General features: G+C 73.2%; 16 protein-coding genes and 1 riboswitch. Of the genes, 10 read left to right on the plus strand and 6 right to left on the minus strand.

Going from position 1 to position 18342, the window contains the following annotated elements; all coding sequences use genetic code 11:
* The first annotated feature begins 104 nt into the window (after nt 1–104).
* Entirely contained in the window at nt 105–977 is an 873-nt protein-coding gene (locus MZC64_RS32315) for a trypsin-like serine protease (protein ID WP_247760467.1), read from the plus strand.
* Between the two features lie 20 nt (nt 978–997).
* On the opposite strand, the gene MZC64_RS32320 is transcribed toward MZC64_RS32315, so the two are convergent.
* Together MZC64_RS32320 and MZC64_RS32325 are read right to left on the minus strand one after the other, a co-directional pair.
* Complete coding sequence (locus tag MZC64_RS32320; RefSeq protein WP_247760466.1) at nt 998–1387, minus strand: phage holin family protein; 390 nt, start codon at nt 1385–1387, stop codon at nt 998–1000.
* A gap of 39 nt (nt 1388–1426) precedes the next feature.
* Complete coding sequence (locus tag MZC64_RS32325) at nt 1427–2068, minus strand: LysE family translocator (protein WP_247760465.1); 642 nt, start codon at nt 2066–2068, stop codon at nt 1427–1429.
* Nucleotides 2069–2243: 175 nt separating this feature from the next.
* Here MZC64_RS32325 and MZC64_RS32330 point away from each other — a divergent pair, with 175 nt between their 5' ends.
* On the plus strand, nt 2244–2681 hold the full coding sequence (locus MZC64_RS32330; RefSeq protein ID WP_247760464.1) for a GNAT family N-acetyltransferase: 438 nt from the start codon (nt 2244–2246) through the stop codon (nt 2679–2681).
* Nucleotides 2682–2746: 65 nt separating this feature from the next.
* Here MZC64_RS32330 and MZC64_RS32335 read toward each other — a convergent pair whose 3' ends face one another.
* The 3 genes from MZC64_RS32335 to MZC64_RS32345 form a co-directional block, all read right to left on the minus strand.
* A complete protein-coding gene (locus tag MZC64_RS32335) occupies nt 2747–3814 on the minus strand; it encodes a hypothetical protein (RefSeq protein ID WP_247760463.1) in 1068 nt (355 codons plus the stop codon).
* A gap of 140 nt (nt 3815–3954) precedes the next feature.
* A complete protein-coding gene (locus MZC64_RS32340; protein ID WP_247760462.1) occupies nt 3955–4992 on the minus strand; it encodes a serine hydrolase in 1038 nt (345 codons plus the stop codon).
* A 192-nt stretch (nt 4993–5184) separates the two neighbouring features.
* Nucleotides 5185–6354: an 8-amino-7-oxononanoate synthase gene (locus MZC64_RS32345; RefSeq protein WP_247760461.1), complete on the minus strand. Its 1170-nt coding sequence runs from the start codon at nt 6352–6354 to the stop codon at nt 5185–5187.
* A 38-nt stretch (nt 6355–6392) separates the two neighbouring features.
* Here MZC64_RS32345 and MZC64_RS48900 point away from each other — a divergent pair, with 38 nt between their 5' ends.
* The 8 genes from MZC64_RS48900 to MZC64_RS32385 all read left to right on the plus strand — a co-directional run bounded on the left by MZC64_RS48900 (nt 6393) and on the right by MZC64_RS32385 (nt 17390).
* On the plus strand, nt 6393–7625 hold the full coding sequence (locus MZC64_RS48900; protein ID WP_247760460.1) for a cytochrome P450: 1233 nt from the start codon (nt 6393–6395) through the stop codon (nt 7623–7625).
* Nucleotides 7626–7722: 97 nt separating this feature from the next.
* Nucleotides 7723–8301: a TetR/AcrR family transcriptional regulator gene (locus MZC64_RS32355; RefSeq protein ID WP_247760459.1), complete on the plus strand. Its 579-nt coding sequence runs from the start codon at nt 7723–7725 to the stop codon at nt 8299–8301.
* A riboswitch (cobalamin riboswitch) is annotated at nt 8301–8437 on the plus strand. Its footprint overlaps the gene before it by 1 nt.
* A gap of 32 nt (nt 8438–8469) precedes the next feature.
* Nucleotides 8470–10467, plus strand: coding sequence for a putative cobaltochelatase (locus MZC64_RS32360; RefSeq protein WP_247760458.1), 1998 nt, complete (start codon nt 8470–8472; stop codon nt 10465–10467).
* A 16-nt stretch (nt 10468–10483) separates the two neighbouring features.
* Nucleotides 10484–11098: a cob(I)yrinic acid a,c-diamide adenosyltransferase gene (cobO, locus tag MZC64_RS32365; RefSeq protein ID WP_247760457.1), complete on the plus strand. Its 615-nt coding sequence runs from the start codon at nt 10484–10486 to the stop codon at nt 11096–11098.
* On the plus strand, nt 11092–12450 hold the full coding sequence (locus tag MZC64_RS32370; protein WP_247760456.1) for a cobyrinate a,c-diamide synthase: 1359 nt from the start codon (nt 11092–11094) through the stop codon (nt 12448–12450). The genes cobO and MZC64_RS32370 overlap by 7 nt, the downstream gene beginning before the upstream one ends.
* A 297-nt stretch (nt 12451–12747) precedes the next feature.
* Complete coding sequence (locus MZC64_RS48195) at nt 12748–14199, plus strand: cobalt-precorrin-4/precorrin-4 C(11)-methyltransferase (RefSeq protein ID WP_308301091.1); 1452 nt, start codon at nt 12748–12750, stop codon at nt 14197–14199.
* A gap of 179 nt (nt 14200–14378) precedes the next feature.
* Complete coding sequence (gene cbiE / locus MZC64_RS32380) at nt 14379–15587, plus strand: precorrin-6y C5,15-methyltransferase (decarboxylating) subunit CbiE (protein WP_247760455.1); 1209 nt, start codon at nt 14379–14381, stop codon at nt 15585–15587.
* Between the two features lie 9 nt (nt 15588–15596).
* Nucleotides 15597–17390, plus strand: coding sequence for a cobalamin biosynthesis protein (locus tag MZC64_RS32385; protein WP_247760454.1), 1794 nt, complete (start codon nt 15597–15599; stop codon nt 17388–17390).
* Nucleotides 17391–17877: 487 nt separating this feature from the next.
* On the opposite strand, the gene MZC64_RS32390 is transcribed toward MZC64_RS32385, so the two are convergent.
* Nucleotides 17878–18306 carry a helix-turn-helix domain-containing protein gene (locus MZC64_RS32390; RefSeq protein WP_247760453.1) on the minus strand — a complete coding sequence of 143 codons (429 nt, stop codon included), beginning with the start codon at nt 18304–18306 and terminating at the stop codon, nt 17878–17880.
* Nucleotides 18307–18342: the final 36 nt, after the last annotated feature.

Consider the following 18342-nt stretch of genomic DNA (forward strand, 5'->3'; position numbering starts at 1 on the left):
CCGGACCCGGTCACTCACGTGGGTTGCGTTCGCCGACTCGACTTGTCCACCCGGTCGGCCGGGGCTGTCCTGGACACGGGGCGGCGAGCAGACGGGAGCGGACAATGTGGTCTGGCACGCGTATACGGCTCGGCGAATTCCTCCAACGCGCTCTGGCCCAGCGCGGTCCCGCCTGGCCTGGGTCTTCAGGTCGCCGCGCACCCCTCGGCGTCGTCTTCGCCGCGCTCCTGCTCACCCTCGCCGCACCGGCCCCCGCGCTGGCCGAGCCACCCGCCGCACCCGGCCCCACCGACTCCCGAGTCGTCGGCGGCATCCGCGCCTCGATCCTCGAGTTCCCGTGGACGGTCGCGATCACCAAGTCCGACGGCACGCCCCTGTGCGGTGGCACCCTGGTCGCCCCGGCCATGGTCCTCACCGCCGCACACTGCGCGGTCGGCCGACAGCCGAAAGATCTCCTGGTCATCGCCGGCCGCGAGGACCTGCTCACCCTGGGCGGCGAGATCCGCGCGCTCACCGGGATCTGGATCCACCCGTTCTACACCGACGTGCGCGCGGGCGACGACGTCGCCGTGCTCCGCCTCGCGCTGCCGCTGTCCCAGCCGCCCCTGCCGCTGGCCACTCCGGCGGACACCCTGCTCTACGGCCCCGGCACCTACACCCTCGCGCTCGGCTGGGGCCGCACCGCCGAGGGCGGTTTCCCGTCCCGCTACCTGCTCAAGGCCGCGCTGCCGATCGTCGGCGACCCGCTCTGCCAGGCGGTGCTGGCCGGGTTCGAGGCGAGTTCGATGGTGTGCGCCGGGTACGCCAACGGCGGTGTGGACACCTGTCAGGGCGACTCGGGCGGTCCACTGATCGCCGGCGGCAAACTGGTCGGCGTGACCTCCTGGGGCATCGGCTGCGCGCGGCCGTACCAGCCAGGGGTGTACGTGCGGGTCAGCACGTACCAGCCGCTGCTGGACCTGGTGCTCAGGTCCTAGCAGCGGCCGGCGGGTCGTGCTCAGTCGTCCAGCGCCTCACGTGCCTGGAGAACCGCGTTCAGCACCCAGCTCACGAAGGCCACGATGATCGCGCCGAAGAACGCGGGCCAGAACCCGGTCACCTGGAACGGCAGGTCCAGCTTGTCCGCCAGCCAGCCGGTCAGCATGAACAGCAGGCCGTTGACCACCAGGCCGATCAGCCCGAGGGTCAACAGGTAGAACACGCAGCCAACCAGCTTCACCACCGGCTTGATGACCGCGTTGACCAGACCGAAGACCAGGCCGACCAGCAACAGCGTGCCGATCTTCTCACCGACCGAGACCGGACCTGGTCCGATGTCGATGCCGGGCAACGCTGTGGACACCCACAGCGCCACGGCGGTGATGACTACCTGGAGGATGAAGAACACGGGCGGCTCCCTGGGTCGGACGGCGGCGGGCCGTGCGGCTCAGCTGCCGAGCACCAGCCCGACCGACATGCTCAAGAAGGCTACCGCGCAGAAGGCGTCCAGCCCGTTCAGCACCACCGGTCGCGCGAGCCGTTCCTGCAACCGGCTCGCCGCCAGCACGATCGCCAGCTCCCAGCCGAAGGCCAGCACCATGAACACCGCGGCGAGCACGCCGAGCTGGAGCACCGGGTTGCCCGCGGCGCCGATGAACTGCGGCAGGAAGGCCAGGCAGAACAGCAGCATCTTCGGGTTGGTGATGTTGCACAGGAACCCGCGCAGGAACGGCCCGTTGCCCGGCCGCTCGTCCGCCCGCTCACCCGCGGTCGCGGTGCGCAGTTCGCCACGGGCCAGCCACAGCCCGCGCGCGATGGAGAAGGCCAGGTAGCCGAGGTAGGCCGCGCCCAGCCAGCGCAGCGCGGTGAGCACACCCGGCGAGTGGCTGATCAGCAGGCCGAGCCCGGAGACCACCAGCGCGACGTGCACCAGGGCGGCGGAGTGGATGCCGGCCAGGGCGAGCAGTCCGGGGCGGGTGCCCTGCCGCAGCGAGGTGCGCAGCAACAGGAACGCGTCCACCCCCGGCGTCAGCACCACGACGGCACAGGCGATCAGGAACGCAGGCAGTTGGGTCAGGTCCAGAGACATGTCGCCTCCCTCGCGGCAGCAGGACGAACCATGGGTTCAGAGCAGAGTCAACGGGCAATCTTTCGCCTTGATGGGATATTAACAGGAAGACTTGCGGTCATTGACGCGGAAACTACGTGTGTTCCCTCACCCCGGCCGATCTTGGGAACTTTCCGCGAGGTGATAGGAACGGCAGGTGAGCACCCTGTACCGAGCCACCGGTGACCAACTGGACGCGAGCACCCTCTACGCCCTGCTGCGCCTGCGCGTGGACGTCTTCGTCGTCGAACAGGAAAGCCCCTACCCGGACCTGGACGGCCGTGACCTGGACCCGGTCACCCGGCACCTGTGGTTCGCCGAGGCCGACGGCACGCCACTGTCCTACCTGCGCCTGCTGGTCGAGCCCGACGGCGCGACCATCCGGGTCGGCCGCGTGGTCACCAGGGCGGACGTCCGCGGCAAGGGCCTGTCCCGCGAGCTGATGCGCGAGGCGCTGACCGACATCGGCGAGGCCCCGTCCGTGCTGGACGCGCAGACCACGGTGACCCGCTTCTACGCAGGTTTCGGCTACCGGATCACCGGCCCGGAGTTCCTCGACGGCGGCGTCGCGCACGTCCAGATGTCCCGCCCCTGACCACGAGAACGGCGCCCTGACCACCCCCTCGATGGTCAGGACGCCGTTCGTCTTGTCGGCTGGGTCTAGAGCCCGCGGGCCAGGAAACCGCCGGTGGAAGGCGCGAAGAAGGGTGTGAATCCCTGGCAGTCCAGCACCGGAGCAGACCCGGGCACACCCCACAGCCAGCCGATCCGGTCCCCGCGCGCCCTGTCGTAGACGGAGAAGGACACCTTGAGCCCGACGTGCGCGGGATCCGCGCTCGCCTCCACCACCCCGGTGGCCATGCCCACCCGCCCGCCGACCGCCAGGCAGGTGATGCGACCGCTGAAGTCGGCGACCAGGCCGCCGTCCGGCTTGTGGTGGGTGACGTGGAACCGCCCGCTCGCGGTGTCCGGCGTGGCCCCCGGCTCGACCCGGGCCGCCACCGAGAACATCAGCGGATCGCCGAGGAACTCGGGGTCCTTGCTGGTGCCGCGCACCGTGCCCGCGAGCAGGTGACCGCGATCCCGCTCCGCCGCGACCGCCAGCCCGGAACCCCCGGCAGCCGACTTCTCAGCACCGTCGCCCGCTGCCACCGCGGTCTTGTCCGCACCCCCGGCAGCCGACCTGCCTGCCGCGTCCGCCCCGGGTACCGGCCCCCGCACTGACAGATCTCCATCGCTGAGCCGCAACACCGGCGCCGTGCCCTGCAGCGGACTCACCGGCTGCCCGAAGAACCCCCACACCCAGCCGATCCGGTCCCCGTGCCGCCCCTCGTCCTGCACGGTCAGCGACACCGGCTTGCCCACGAACTCCAGCTGCGGCGCCCCCGGGTGCTCGGCCCAGGTGATCTTCCCGTTCACCACGCCGACCTGGCCGACCGCGTGCAGTCCGGTCACCTCGCCGGAGAACCGGGCCAGCAGCGACCCATCCGGCTTGTGGTGAGTGACCTTGAACGTCCCGCTCGGCTTCATCGGGTCGGTGGCACTGGCCTGGATCTCGAACCGCACCGGATCACCGGCCATCGGACCGAACTCGGGTCCGAGCTGCCCGCCCGCCGACCCGCGCACACTCATCGGCGCCTCGGCCGCGAACGCCGGCGCGGCGACTCCGCTGACAACTGCCGTGGCGGCCAGTCCGGCCACCAGGAATCTGCGTGCTGTCCTTGTCATGCCCCGAGAATCGCGGCCCGGCCGCGTCCCCGGGTCCCGCCGCGGCGTGATGGTGCTCCCCCGCCCGAGGGAGCACCATCAGCCCGGATCTCCGGGGCCGATTCCGGGTCGGCCCTGAGACCCTGGTCCGTTGCCGCTGGTCAGCCGCCGTTGCTGGGCTGGTAGGCGGGCTGGTGGTGGCTGCGCGCGGTGCTGGCGGTGATGCGGGAGACCGCGTCGACCATCTTGCGGCCCAGCGCGACCCTGGCCCGCAGCGCCGGGTGGGTGGTGCTGAAGTCGTTCAGGTTGGCCGCAGGGTCACCGCGGAACTCGCCGGAGGCGAACAGCGAGTAGGTAACCATCGGTTTACCCGCGGTGTCGAAGACGATGCCCGCCTCGTTGCGCCCGTCGTTGAACCAGCCGGCCTTGGTCGCCACCCGGCCGCGTTCGGCGGAGTTCAGCTCCAGCCGGACGCCGTCGGTGAAGGCGGCCATCGAGCGCAGCAGGGTCAGCACGTACTCGGTCGAGGCGGCCGAGAGCAGCGTGCCGTCGACCAGCTTGCGCAGCAGCGTGTGCGTCTCGCGCGGGGTGGTCTTGCCCAGGAAGAACCGGTTCGGGTTGGCCACCGGCTTCACCTGGGTGTGCGTGAAGCCCTTGGCGCGCAGGATCTCGTTCAGCTCGGCCGCCGGGCACACCAGCCCGCACAGCCGGACCGCGGTGTTGTCGGAGACGGTGAGCAGGTTGGCCATGGCATGGCCCAGGGTCACCGAACTCGGGTAGGCCCCGTCGAAACCGAAAATGCCGTCGCCGTCCTTGCTGACGATCGCGCTGGTGACCTCCACCCGCTGGTCCAGCGTCAGCAACCCGCGGTCGATCTTGTCCAGCACCGCCGCGGCGACCGCGATCTTGTTGACGCTGTAGGCCTCGACCACGCGGTCCGCCTCGGCCTCCACCGCAGGGACCGGGGTGCCGTCGGGATCGGTGACGCTGATGAACGAGGACCAGGTGCCACCGGCCCGCAGCGACTCCCGCCGGTACACCCGCTCGATCCGCCTGCGCGCGTGCGCCGCGGAAGTGGGAATGACGCTCTCGTCGTCGACGGGCTCGTTCTGCGCCGCCGCGATCGTGGTGGAACCCAGCATGGCGCCCGCCGCTGCCACAGTCCCCAGACCGAGCGCGCGCCTCCGGTTGATGGTCATGCGCGGCAGCCTAGGGCCATTCGAGTGACAAGCAAGGAAAACATCAGTCCTGTGCCGGACTCAGCCCTCGCGGACACACCGGACGGAGCAGCGCGGGCGGATGTTCGCCTCCCGGCGCTTGCGGCAACTGTCGTCAGCGGCCCGCCGCACCTGGTGGCAGCGGTCCCGCCGTCGCGCCGGCCGCTCCTGTCCTCAACGGGCCTGCCGCGCGGCGGCCGGAGCGTTGCGCGTGATGATCTCCACCGCCCGGTCCAGGTCCGCCGCGGACAGATCCGCCCGCGCGGTGAGCCGCAGTCGCGACACCTGGTCCGGCACCGACGGCGGCCGGAAACAGCCGACCGCGACCCCGTCCGCCCGGCACCGGCCCGCCCACTCCACCGCCTCGGCGGGCGAGGGCGCGCGCACCGACACCACCGCCGCGGTCGGCGAACTCACCGCGAACCCGGCCGCCGCGAACCGCCCGGCCAGCTCCCGCGCAACAACCCGGGCCCGCGTGGCCAGTTCAGGCTCGGCCCGCAGCACCCGCAACGCGGCCAGCGCCCCGCCCGTGCAGGCCGGGGCCAGTCCGGTGTCGAAGATGAACCCGCGCGCGGTGTCCACCAGGTGCGCGATCACCCGTCGCGGCCCGAGCACCGCCCCGCCCTGACTGCCCAGCGATTTGGACAGCGTGGTGGTCACCACGACATCCGCCGCCCCGGCCAGCCCCGCCGCGTGCACCCCGCCGCGCCCGCCGTCGCCGAGCACGCCGAGCCCGTGCGCGTCGTCCACGATCAGCGCCGCGCCGTGCGCCCGGCAGGCGTCGGCCAGCTCGGGCAGCGGCGCGAGATCGCCGTCCACCGAGAACACCGAATCGGTCACCACCAGGGCACGCTTCTTCACGCGTTCGGACAGCAGCCTGGTCACCGCCGCCGGATCGCGATGCCCGGCGCCGGCCACCTCGGCGCGGGACAACCGGCAGCCGTCGATCAGCGAGGCGTGGTTGTGCGCGTCGGTGACGATCAGCGTGCCCGGCCCGGACAACGCGGTGAGCGCGCCCAGGTTGGCCAGGAACCCGGAGGAGAAGACCAGCGCCGCCTCCGCGCCGCAGTGCTCGGCCAGCTCGTGCTCCAGCTCCGCGTGCAACTCGGTCGACCCGGTGACCAGCCGCGATCCGGTCGCCCCCGCGCCCCAGCGGCGGGCCGCGGCCGCCGCGGCCTCGGTGACCCGCGGATCGCGGGTGAGGCCGAGGTAGTCGTTGGAGGCCAGGTCCAGCGCGGCGGCCTCGGCGGCGCGCGGCCGCAGCGAGCGGGTCAGGCCCGCCCGGGAGCGAGCCTGGGAGCGGGTGTCCAGCCAGGCGAAGACGTCCGGGGTGGTCGAGGTCACCGCCGGAGTGTCGCATTGGCCGGGCTACCGTTTTGGACGTGCGGGCGACGACGGGTTCTCTGGACGAGCTGGACCTGTTCGGTCCGCGGTTCGTCGGCGACCCATGGCCGAGCTTCGCCGAACTCCGCGAACGCGCACCCGTGCACCACGACCAGCGCACCGGCTTGTGGCTGGTCAGCAGGCACGCCGACGTCCGCGCGGTGCTGGCCGATCCGGACGGGTTCATCCCGGACAACGCGCTCACCGCGATCACCCCGATCCCGCCGCCGCAGCTGCGCGTGCTGGCCAGGGCCCGCTTCTCGCTGCCGCCGACCCTGGCCAACAACGGCACCGACAGCCACACCGGCCTGCGCCGCCTGGTCGCCTCCTACTTCACCCCCGGCCGGGTCCGCGACGCCGAACCCCGCATCCGCGCCCTCGCCAACTACTACCTAGACCGCCTCCCGGCCACCGGCTCGTTCGACCTGGTCAGCGGCCTGGCCGCGGAGCTGCCCTGCCGGGTGCTGCTCGAACTGCTCGGCCTCGACGAGGTGGACCTGCCGGTGCTCAAGGCGTGGAGCGCGGCCTCCCTCGAACTGTTCTGGGGCCGCCCCGACCCGGACCGCCACCAGGCCCTGGCCGAGGCTGCGGGGGAGTTCCACCAGTGGCTGGCCGCCCGCATCCGCGCCGCCACCCCCGGCAGCCCGGATCTGTTCGGTCAGCTCGCCGCGCACCGCGCGCCCGGCGACCGCCCACTGCGTGTCGCCGAGGCGGTCGGGGTCTGCTATTTCCTGCTCATCGCCGGTCAGGAGACCACCAGCCAGCTGCTCAGCACGCTGCTGCACCGCCTCATCCCGCGCGCCGACCTGTGGCCCCGGTTGGCCGCGGGCGAGCCCGGCTTGGCCGCGGCCTGCGTGGAGGAGGTGCTGCGTCACGAACCACCGGTGAACACCTGGCGCCGCATCGCCGCCCGCCCGGCCACCCTGTCCGGCGTCCCGGTGCCCCGCGGCGCGCACCTGCTGCTCCTGCTCGCCGGCTCCGGCGCGGACCCGGACGTCTTCCCCGACCCCGAGCAGTTCTGCCCGGCCCGCCCCGAGGTCCGCCGGCACCTGGCCTTCGGCCACGGCCGCCACTTCTGCCTGGGCGCGGGACTGGCCAGGGCGGAGGCGAGCGTGGTGCTCACCGAGGTCGCCCGCCGCCTGCCCCGCCTGGAACTCCTCGAAGCCGAACCGCCCATGCTCGGCCTGCTCTCCTTCCGCGCCCCGCTGCGCGTGCTCGCCCGCCGCGCCTGACCACGCGGATGCCCTCTCGCCACGTAACCAGACGGTTAATCGGCGTCTGATCGCTAGAATGCGGACCGCCAGTCCGGTTACCGCAAGGAGTAGTTCCGTGGCCGAGCGCGCCGACGCCGCCCGCAACCGCCAGGCGATCCTCGCCGCGGCCGAGCGGCTCATCATCGAGCGCGGCCCGGACGCGGTCACCATGGACGAGATCGCGCTGGCGGCCGGGGTCGGCAAGGGCACGTTGTTCCGCCGCTTCGGCGACCGCAGCGGACTCATCCACGAACTCCTCGACCAGTACCGGGACGAGGTAACCAACCAGGTGGATACGGCCTGCGCGGCCGCGGCGGATCCGGTGCACCGGCTGCTGGCCTGCCTCGGCGTCCTCTTCGACGAGAGCAGGCGACTGCGCCCGCTGATCGCCGCCCTGGAAGCGCAGTCCGCGCCCGGCGCCTGCTGCCGCCCCGGCGATGGCCGGCACGGCCTGCTCGCCGAGCTGATCACCCAGGCCAACCCGGCGCGCGCGGGCTCCGCGGACTTCCTCGCGCACGCGCTGCTCGCCGCGATGCGCGCCGAGCTGGTGCGGCATGTCACCGAGGACCTGGGCACGCCGATCGAGCAGGTGCGCGCCGACCTGCTCGCGCTGGCCAGGGCAAGCGTGATCAGCGAGACGGTCGCGACCACCTGATCGTGTGCGACGATGCGAACTGCTTTGTCAGCGAGGGGTGAGCGAGGAACCCGGTGCGAATCCGGGACGGTCCCGCCACTGTGACCGGAGCCCGCCTCCGGGAGTCAGGAGACTCGGCCCCTCGATCCTCCGGACCCGGGCGTGGACACCCGAGGAAGGACCGCGCGCATGACCGTCGGCTACCCGTTCTCCGCAGTGGTCGGACACCCCGATCTCCGGCTCGCCCTGTTGCTCAACGCGGTGCACCCGGGCATCGGCGGGGTGCTGGTCCGCGGCGAGAAGGGCACCGCCAAGTCGACCATCGTGCGTGGCCTGGCCGCGCTGCTGCCCGCGGTCGCCGTGGTCGAGCACTGCCGCTTCGCCTGCGACCCGGCCCGCCCCGACCTGAACTGCCCGGACGCCCCGCACGACGGCGCGGCCACCAGCCGCCCGGCCCGGCTGGTCGAACTCCCGGTCGGCGCCACCGAGGACCGCCTGGTCGGCTCACTCGACCTGGAACGCGCGCTCACCGAGGGCGTGCGCGCCTACCAGCCCGGCCTGCTCGCCGGCGCGCACCGCGGCGTGCTGTACGTGGACGAGGTCAACCTGCTGCACGACCACCTGGTCGACCTGCTGCTGGACGCTGCCGCCATGGGTCGCGCGCACGTCGAGCGCGAGGGCGTGTCCATCTCACACGCGGCGAGCTTCCTGCTGGTCGGCACGATGAACCCGGAGGAGGGCGAACTGCGGCCGCAGCTGCTCGACCGGTTCGGCCTGACCGTCACCGTGCTCGCCGCCCGCGACACCGACACCCGCACCGAGGTCGTCCGCCGCCGCCTGGCCTACGAGGCCGACCCGGCGGGCTTCGCCGCCCGCTGGACCCCGGACGACGCCGACCTGGCCGCGCGCATCGCCACCGCCCGCACCGCCCTGGCCGCGGTGACACTGCCCGAGGTCGAACTGCGCCGGATCGCCGCGCTGTGCGCCGCCTTCGAGGTCGACGGCATGCGCGCCGACCTGGTGGTGGCCCGCACCGCGCTCGCGCACGCCGCCTGGCGCGGCGCCGCGGCGGTGGACGCCGGCGATGTCGAGGTCGCCGCCCGGCTCGCGTTGCCGCACCGCAAGCGCCGCGACCCCTTCGACGAGCCCGGCCTGGAGGAGGAGCAGCTCCAGCAGGCCCTCTCCGCCGCCGCTGACGAGGCCGAACCACCGCGGCCCGAGCCCGAGGACGACCCGGACGGCCCCGGCGGCGGCCAGGACCACGGCGAGAACTCCGCCCCGCCGCAGGGCGAGCAACAGTCCACTTCGGACGGTGAGCGGTCCGGGCCGGACACCTCGCGGCCGAGCGGCTCCGGTGGCGGCGAACAAGCCCCCGCCACCCCCGCACCCGCCTTCCGCGCCCGGCTGCTCCAGGTCCCCGGCCTGGGCGAAGGCGCGCCCGGACGACGTTCCCGGTCCCGCTCGGAGTTCGGCCGGGTGGTCCGCGCGTCCACAGTGGACGGGCACGGGCTGCACCTGTCGGCCACCGTCGCCGCGGCCGCCCCGCACCAGTCCACCCGCGGCCGCACCGGCCCCGGCCTGCTGCTGCGCGGGGAGGACGTGCGACGCGCGGTCCGCGAGGGCAAGGAGGGCAACCTGGTGCTCTTCGCGGTGGACGCCTCCGGCTCGATGGCCGCCCGCAAACGCATGTCCGCGGTCAGCGGCGCGGTGCTGTCCCTGCTGCGCGACGCCTACCAGCGGCGGGACAAGGTCGGCCTGGTCACTTTCCGCGGCAACTCCGCCGAGCTGACCCTGCCGCCGACCTCCTCGGTGGACGCGGCCGCCGCCCGGCTCAAGCGGCTGCGCACCGGCGGCCGCACCCCCCTCGCCGACGGCCTGCTGCGCGCCCGCAAGACCCTGGCCGCCGAACGCCTGCGCGATCCGCGACGCCGCCCGCTGCTGGTCGTGGTCACCGACGGCCGCGCCACCGTCGGCGTGCACGGCGACCCGGTCCGCGACGCCCTGCGCGCCGCCGCCCTGCTCGCCGCCGATGGCGTGGCCGCGATCGTGGTGGACTGCGAACACGGCCTGGTCCGCCTCGGCCTGGCCGCCCGGCTCGCCCACGCCCTGGGCGCGAACTGCCTGACCCTGGACGAGTTGTCAGCCGACCGGGTGGCCGGCGTCGTGCGCGCCGCCCGCGCGGCCTGAGCCGGGAGGACATCCGATGCCGCAAGGACAACCGACCAGTGTGCCCGCCGACGGGATGACCACCCGGCAGCGCCGCAACCGGCCGCTGCTGGTGGTGCACACCGGCGAGATGAAGGGCAAGTCCACCGCAGCCTTCGGCATGGCGCTGCGCGGCTGGAACCAGGGCTGGTCCATCGGCGTGTTCCAGTTCGTCAAGTCCGCCAAGTGGAAGGTCGGCGAGGAGGAGGCCTTCCGCGCGCTCGGCAGGCTGCACGAGCAGACCGGCGAGGGCGGCGAGGTCGAATGGCACAAGATGGGCGAGGGCTGGTCCTGGAGCCGGAAGAAGGGCACCGAGACCGACCACGCCGAGGCCGCCCGCGAGGGCTGGCGGGAGATCGCCCGCCGCCTCGGCGAAGCCCGGCACGGCATGTACGTGCTGGACGAGTTCACCTATCCGATGCACTGGGGCTGGATCGACGTCGAGGAGGTCGTGGCCACCCTGCGCGACCGCCCCGGCCACCAGCACGTGATCATCACCGGCCGCTACGCCCCGCCCGCGCTGCTGGAAGCCGCCGACCTGGTCGCTGAGATGACCAAGGTCAAGCACCCGATGGACGCCGGGCAGAAGGGCCAGCGGGGGATCGAGTGGTAGCCCGGCTGGTCATCGCCGCCCCCGGCTCCGGCGCGGGCAAGACCACGGTCGCCACCGGCCTGATGGCCGCGCTGCGCCGCCGCGGACTCCGGGTGGCCCCCGGCAAGGTCGGCCCCGACTACATCGACCCCGGCTACCACGCGCTGGCCACCGGCCGCCCCGGCCGCAACCTGGACCCGGTGCTCTGCGGCGAGGACCGGGTGCGCCCGCTGTTCGCCCACGGCGCGCGCGATGCCGACATCGCGATCATCGAGGGCGTGATGGGCCTGTTCGACGGCCGCCTGGGCACGCCAGGCCACGGCTCCACCGCGCACGTGGCCACCCTGCTGGACGCGCCGGTCGCGCTGGTCGTGGACGCCCGCGGCCAGAGCCGCAGCCTGGCCGCGCTGCTGCACGGCTTCCGCAGCTACGACCCGGCCGTGCGGATCGCCGGGGTGCTGCTCAACAAGGTCGGCTCCGACCGGCACACCCAGGTACTCACCGAGGCCTGCGCCGAGGTCGGCCTGGACGTGCTCGGCAGCCTGCCGCGGGACCCGGCCTTCGAGTTGCCCTCCCGGCACCTCGGCCTGGTCACCGCGGCCGAACACGGGCGCGCGGCCACCGAGGTGGTGGACGCGCTCGCGGACAAGGTCGCCGGCGCGGTCGACCTGGACGCGGTGCTCCGCCTCGCCCGCTCCGCCCCGCCCCTGCCCCCTGCGGCCTGGGAACACGGCCTGGAACCCGGCCCGAGCCGGCCGGTGATCGCCATCGCGGGCGGCTCCGCGTTCACCTTCGGCTACACCGAGCACGCCGAACTGCTCACCGCCGCCGGCGCCCAGGTCGAGGTGTTCGACCCGCTCCGCGACGAGGCCCTGCCCGCGGGCACCACCGGACTCGTGCTGCCCGGCGGCTTCCCGGAACAGCACGCCGAGCAGCTGTCCGCCAACGCCCCGCTGCGCGCCGCGGTCGCCGCCCTGGCCACCGCGGGCGCGCCCGTGCACGCCGAATGCGGCGGGCTGCTCTACCTGGCCCGCGAACTCGACGGCCGCCCGATGTGCGGGGTGCTGCCCGCCGCCGCCCGGATGACCCCGCGCCTGACCCTCGGCTACCGGGACGCGGTCGCGATCGGCGATTCGGCGCTGCAGCAGGCCGGAACGCGCCGCACCGCGCACGAGTTCCACCGCACCGAGTTGATCCCCGCATCGGGTGCCCCCGCGGCCTGGGCCTGGCGAGCGGACGAGGGCCCCCGCGCCGAGGGTTTTGTGCTCGACGGCGTGCACGCGTCCTATCTGCACACCCACCCGGCCGAGGATCCAGGCTCGATCGCCCGGTTCGTCAGCCGCGCCGCGACCTTCGCCGCACGCCAACCCTGAACGCCGGATCGAGGGTCTGGCCTCCAGTCCATTCGCGCGCGGCTATCGATTGCCCGACACACACAGTCACCACTGTCCTAGGTGGACCGTCACAGGTCCGGCGATTCGGCGCAGCGGCGGCTACGTGACGTGGCGATCTTGGTCTAGCGGGTACCGGGCTGCACGGGCCGGGGATCGCAGGCGGTAACGTCGTCGCCTACTCGCCGGACGCTCGGAGCACACCGACTCGCGACACCGGCGCCAAGTCCGAAGTGGACAGAGAAGTCCTTCCGCCTGCCGCGGGAGAGGGGAACTGCTGTGAGTGGTCGGATCTCGTTCATCGGCGCGGGGCCCGGTGCCGCCGACCTGATCACGCTGCGGGGCGCGCGGCGGATCGCCGAGGCGGACATCGTGGTGTGGTCGCCCGCGGTCGTCGACGCCGACTGCGTGCGCGAACACGCCGCCGCCGAGGCCGAGCTGATCGACTGCTCCCGGGTGAGCCACGAACAGGTTCTCGACGTCTACCGCCGGGCCGCGGTGAAGAAGCTGTCCGTGGTGCGCCTGCACTCCGGCGACGCCACGCTCTGGGGCGCGGTGCAGGAGCAGTACGACGCCGCGCAGAAGATCGGCCTGGAGGTCGAGATCGTCCCCGGCGTCTCGACCCTCTCCGCCGCCGCGGCCGCCGCGGGCCGGGAACTCGGCCCGGTCTCGGCCGCCGCGCCGGTCGTGCTGACCAGGCCCGAGGGCGATACCGGCGCGCTGCCCGACGGCGCGAAGCTGCGTGAACTGGCCGCGCACGGCGGCACCATGGCGGTCGCGTTGTCCGCGGCCCGCACCGAACAGCTCGTCGAGGAGCTGCGCGCGGGCGGGTACGCCGAGGACACCCCGGTCGTGGTGGCGTACAAGACGAGCTGGCCGGACGAGCTGCTCGTGCAGACCACGCTCGGCGAACTGCTGGGCACGGTCAAGGAGCACAAGCTCTGGCGGCAGACGCTGTTCCTGATCGGCCAGGTGCTGCGCGCCGGTGGTCAGCGGTCCCGGCTGTACCAGCCCGGGGCCCGCCCGGCGAGCTACCGCCGCAGTGATTTCACCGCCCGCCGCGCCGAACGCCTGGCCGCCGGGCAGCCACCCGAAGCCGTGGTCGAGGCCGAGGCCCCCGCCACCCCGAACACCTGGTGGTCCGGCCGCGACCAGCTCGAGTCCACCCGGTCCTCCCGGGCAGGCGCGCGCTACCGCACCGGCGCGTCCAAGCGCGCCGCCGCCGCGGCCGCCACCCGCTCCGGCCAGGTCACCCTGGCCCTGCACGACGAGCAGAACCGCGCCGCCAAGTCTGGTGCTTCCAGATCCGGCGCGGGAACGAACGGCGCGGCCACGAACGGCGTGAGCCCGAATGGTTCGGCCACGAACGGCGCGGCCACGGCCGCCACGAGCGCGCACGCCGCGCACCCGACCGGTGCGGGCCAGACCGGAGCCGGCTTCACCAGCGCGCCCGCGCCCGCCGCGAAAACCACTGCGGCACAGCAGGTTCCGGCCCACCACGGCACCGCCCCCGCGATCCAGCGACCCCAGGCCGACAACCCGGCCGGGACCCCGCGGATCGAGACGGTCAAGGTCGCGGTCGAGGTCGAAGCCCCCAAGACCGAATCGCGGGCGGCCACCCCGGCCCAGCCCGCGGTGAAGGCGCCGACGGCGGGCAAATCCGCCGCAGGCAAGAGCAAGGCGAAGTCCACCGCCGCCCGGCGGACCAAACGGACTCCGCGAAGCAGCTGACCCGATGACGGCGGACGAGGACTTAGCGGAACGCACGGCGTTGTCGCCGCGCGCCCGCCGCCACTCGGGTACTTCAACGGTTCATCGGCGAGCCGCGCCAGCGGATCCGGCCCGGCGTTGCCATGATCGACTTCAGGTCGGCCGGTGGTGGCCGTAACCGAGGCGGAGTGGGTGGCGACATGACGGTCACTGTGGTCGGCGTCGACGGCGGTCCCCTGGTCCCCGACGCGCAGAAGGCCCTTGCCGACGCGCGGCTGGTCATCGGCAGGCGTCGGCTGCTGGAACTCCACGCGCCCGAAGGGGCGCGCCGGATCGAACTCGGTCCGCTCGGGCCCGCGCTGACCGCGCTCGGCTCGCTCACCGACGAGGACGGCCCCGCCGTGGTGCTCGACCACGGCGACCCCGGGTATTTCGGGATCCTGCGGGAGATCCGGGCCCGCAACATCCGCGCCCAGGTGGTGCCCGCGCTCTCCACCGTGCAGCGCCTGCTCGCCCGCATCGGCCGTTCCAGCGACGACGTCACCGTGGTCAACGCCCAGGGCCGCGAACTGCGCAAGGCGCTCAACGTCTGCCGCGCCCGCCCGGCGGTCGCGGTGTTCACCGAGGGCGTGGCCGGTCCGGCCGAGATCGGCGCGGGCCTGCTGGGCTGGCGGCGCACGCTGATCGTGGCCGAGGACCTGGGCGGCCCGGACGAGAACGTCACCTCGATTTCCCCGGCCAAGGCCGCGAAACGGCGTTGGAAGGACCCGAACCTGGTGCTGTGCCTCACCGATCCCGGCCTGGTGCCGGAGCCGGGCTGGTACCTCGGCGGCGAGCCGGTGCCCGCGGTCGGCGGCTGGGCGCTGCCCGAGGAGGCATTCGCCCACCGCGACGGCATGGTCGCCTCCGCCGAGGTCCGCGCCCTCGCCCTGGCCCGGCTCGCGCCGCGGCCCGGGATGCTGGTGTGGGACGTCGGCGCGGGTTCGGGCGCGCTGGGTGTCGAATGTGGACGGTTGGGCGCCGCGGTGATCGCGGTGGAGCGCAATCCGGTGCACACCATGCGGATCGTGGCCAACGCGGTCAACCACGGCGTGGACGTCCGGATGGTCGAGGGCGAGGCCCCCGCGGTGCTCTCCGGCCTGCCCACCCCGGACGCGGTCTACGTCGGCGGCGGCGGTCCCAAGGTCGTCGAGGCTTGCGCCGCGGTCGGCGCGGAACGCGTGGTCGTCGGCCTCAACGCGCTGGACGAGGTCGCCGCCTGCCGCAACGCGCTGCGCGGCGGCGGTTACCAGGTCGACGGTTGCCAGCTCAGCGCCGCCCGGCTGGGCACCCTGGCCGACGGATCGAGCACCCTCACCGCGGTCAACCCGACGACCCTGCTGTTCGGCCGCCGCGAGGACGCCGGATAGCGTTGCCGTGTGATCGGGCTGTTCGCGGCGAGCGCCGCCGGAAGGCAAGCCGCCGCCGAACTCGCGGGCCGCCTCGGCCCGGCCGCCGTGCTCGCCGACGGCCCGATCCGCCCCGCGCTGGAACGCCTGTGGCCCCAGCTGGACGCCGCGGTGTTCCTGCTCGCCACCGACTCCACCATCCGCCTGCTCGCCCCACTGCTGCGCGAACGCCACAACGACCCGGCCGTGGTCTGCGTCGACGAGGCGGAACGATTCGCCGTAGCCCTCATCGACGGCCCGGCGGGCAACGCCCGCGACCTCGCCGAGCAGGTCGCCGAGATCCTCGGCGGCACCGCAGTCGTCACCGCCGCCGAACACGCCACCGGCACCACGCCACTGGACGACCTGGTCGAACTCCTCGACGCCGCCGTCGACGGCGACCTCACCGCCTGCGGCGCCGCCGTGCTGGCCGGCGAACGCGTCCGGCTGGCCAACCCCCTCGGCTTCCCGCTGCCCGCCCTGCCGGCCAACGTCCTGCTCTCCGACACCCCGCTCGGCGATGAAAGTCCACAGTGGACAGTCCTGCTGGACGACCGCCTGCCCAACCCGGAACCCGAAGGCCACGTCCTGCGCCTGGTACCCAGGACCCTGGTCGTCGGCATCGGCGCCGGCAGCGGCGTGTCCACCACCGCCGTCACCACCGCGGTGGCCGCGCTGACCGACGAACACCGCCTGGACCACCGCGCCGTGCTCGCCTTCGCCACCGTCGAGACCAAGGCTGCCGAACCTGGCATCGTCGAAGCGGTCGAGGACCACGGCTTCTGGACCGCCCGAACCGCCCGCCTGCTGCGCTACCCCGCCCCCACCCTGGCCACCATCCAGGTCCCCAACCCCAGCCCCCAGGTGCACGCCACCACCGGCACCCCCAGCGTCGCCGAAGCCGCCGCCCTGCACGCCGCCACCACCCTCGCCCAGGGCGCCCCCACCGAACTCGCCGCCGAGAAAACCCCGCGCGGCAACGTCACCGTCGCCGCCGCCCGCATCCGCCCGCGAGGCCGCCTGGCCGTCATCGACCTCGGCCCCGGTCACCCCGACCTACGCGTCCCCCGAGCCGAAGCGGAACTCCGCAAAGCCGCCGTGGTGGTCGGCACCGAACAAGACCTCGCCCAGGTCCGCACCCTGGTCCGCCCCGGCACCGAACTGTGGTCCAGCGGCAACCCATACGAAGCAGCCACCCAGGCAGTGGACCTGGCCACCGCCGGCCGCGCCGTGGCCCTGCTGAGCCCAACCTCCCCCGCCACCGGCCCGGAAATCACCCTGGTGGCCGTCCCCGGCCTGTCTCCAATGGCAGTCGCGGCCACAGCCTTGCGAAGTGCCCCAACCCTCGCCGCCCCACACCCGAATCCGGCCGTGCAGCCGAGCACGCCACACCAGCCACCCGAGGCATCGCACTCGCCCGCAGACCCCGATGCCGCCGCAGCACCGCATAGCGGCACCACCGCACCAGGCGGCCACATCGAGCTGCTGCTGTCCGCGGCCCAGCCCTGGCCCGAACAAGAACAGCGTCTGCGTGGACTCGCCGCGAGCGACCTGCCGCTCTGGCTGAGCCCCACGACCGCCTGGCAAACCCTGGCGACCGAGGTCCGCACCGTGTTGCTGGAATCCCGCGGACCGGACACCCCAGCCGGTGTGGTCCGCAACCCGGGCCGGCCAGATCAGACCGCCCGGTGGATCCCGCTGGCCGAGCTGGACCCGGCCGAGTTCGACGCTAGCACCGCCGTCGTGATCGGTGTCGCGACTATCCACAGGGCCCCCGGACACTGAGAAATCCGGCCCGAAGTGAACCGGCCGCGTGCACGAGTTCAACCGAATGTGTACCCAGGACAGTCGAACTCGCTGGTTCGGTCAATTCTGTGGCCGTGACCGTCCGGTAATCGTCGCGGATCGTGTTTCCACAGGTCCCGGAAAATCCAACTTCCGTGCAGTTGACCAGCCTGTTGGCCGCGTGTTGGCATTGACTTAGCACCGGGACGTAGTCGGGCCAGACTCGGGGAGGTCGAGAAACGGGCCTGTCACGGCAGGCAAGTGGTGGCCACTACAGCACGAGTGGTGGCGAAGGGATTATCCGAAGCCCCCCGACGCCGCGGTGCCAGAGAACGGAGTACGAAGCACGAAGTGGTAGTTCCGCGAGAAGTTCGCGGCGGGCGGTCAAATCCGCATCCAGTGTGCTGATCGCGCCGAAGAGAGACTGCTCTGCCTGCCCCATCCGCCGCCCGGGGCAGGCAGAGCTTTTTCTGTTTCCGAATTCGTTTCAGGTCTGATTGATCGGCTCCGCGGTGGCGGATTCGGCCGGTCTCGCCGCCGCGGCGCCAGCCGCGCTCGCCGCCTGGGCCGCCTTCATCGCGGCGTACTGGGCCTGCGCCTCCGGCGGGGCGTGCCGGTGCGCCCAGTCGCCGAGCAGGATCACCACGTCGGCCAGCTCGCGGCCCTTGTCCGTCAGCCGGTACTCGATGCGCACCGGCCGGGTCGGCTCCACGTGCCGGGTGACGATGCCCTCGCTCTCCAGCTCCTTGAGCCGGATCGACAGCAGCCGGTCGGTCAGGTCGGGGATGGTCTCGGTCAGCTCGGAGAACCTGGTCCGGCCGGCCAGCATGGCGCGCACGATCGCCCCGGTCCACCGGCGACCGAGCACCTCCATGGCGTCCTGGAACTGCGGACAGTAGGGGGTGATCTGGTCCATTTGTGCAGCTTACCTCCGATTAGCGCCTTCCGCTTG

It is taken from the genome of Crossiella sp. S99.2, assembly GCF_023094165.1.
Lineage (GTDB): Bacteria > Actinomycetota > Actinomycetes > Mycobacteriales > Pseudonocardiaceae > Crossiella.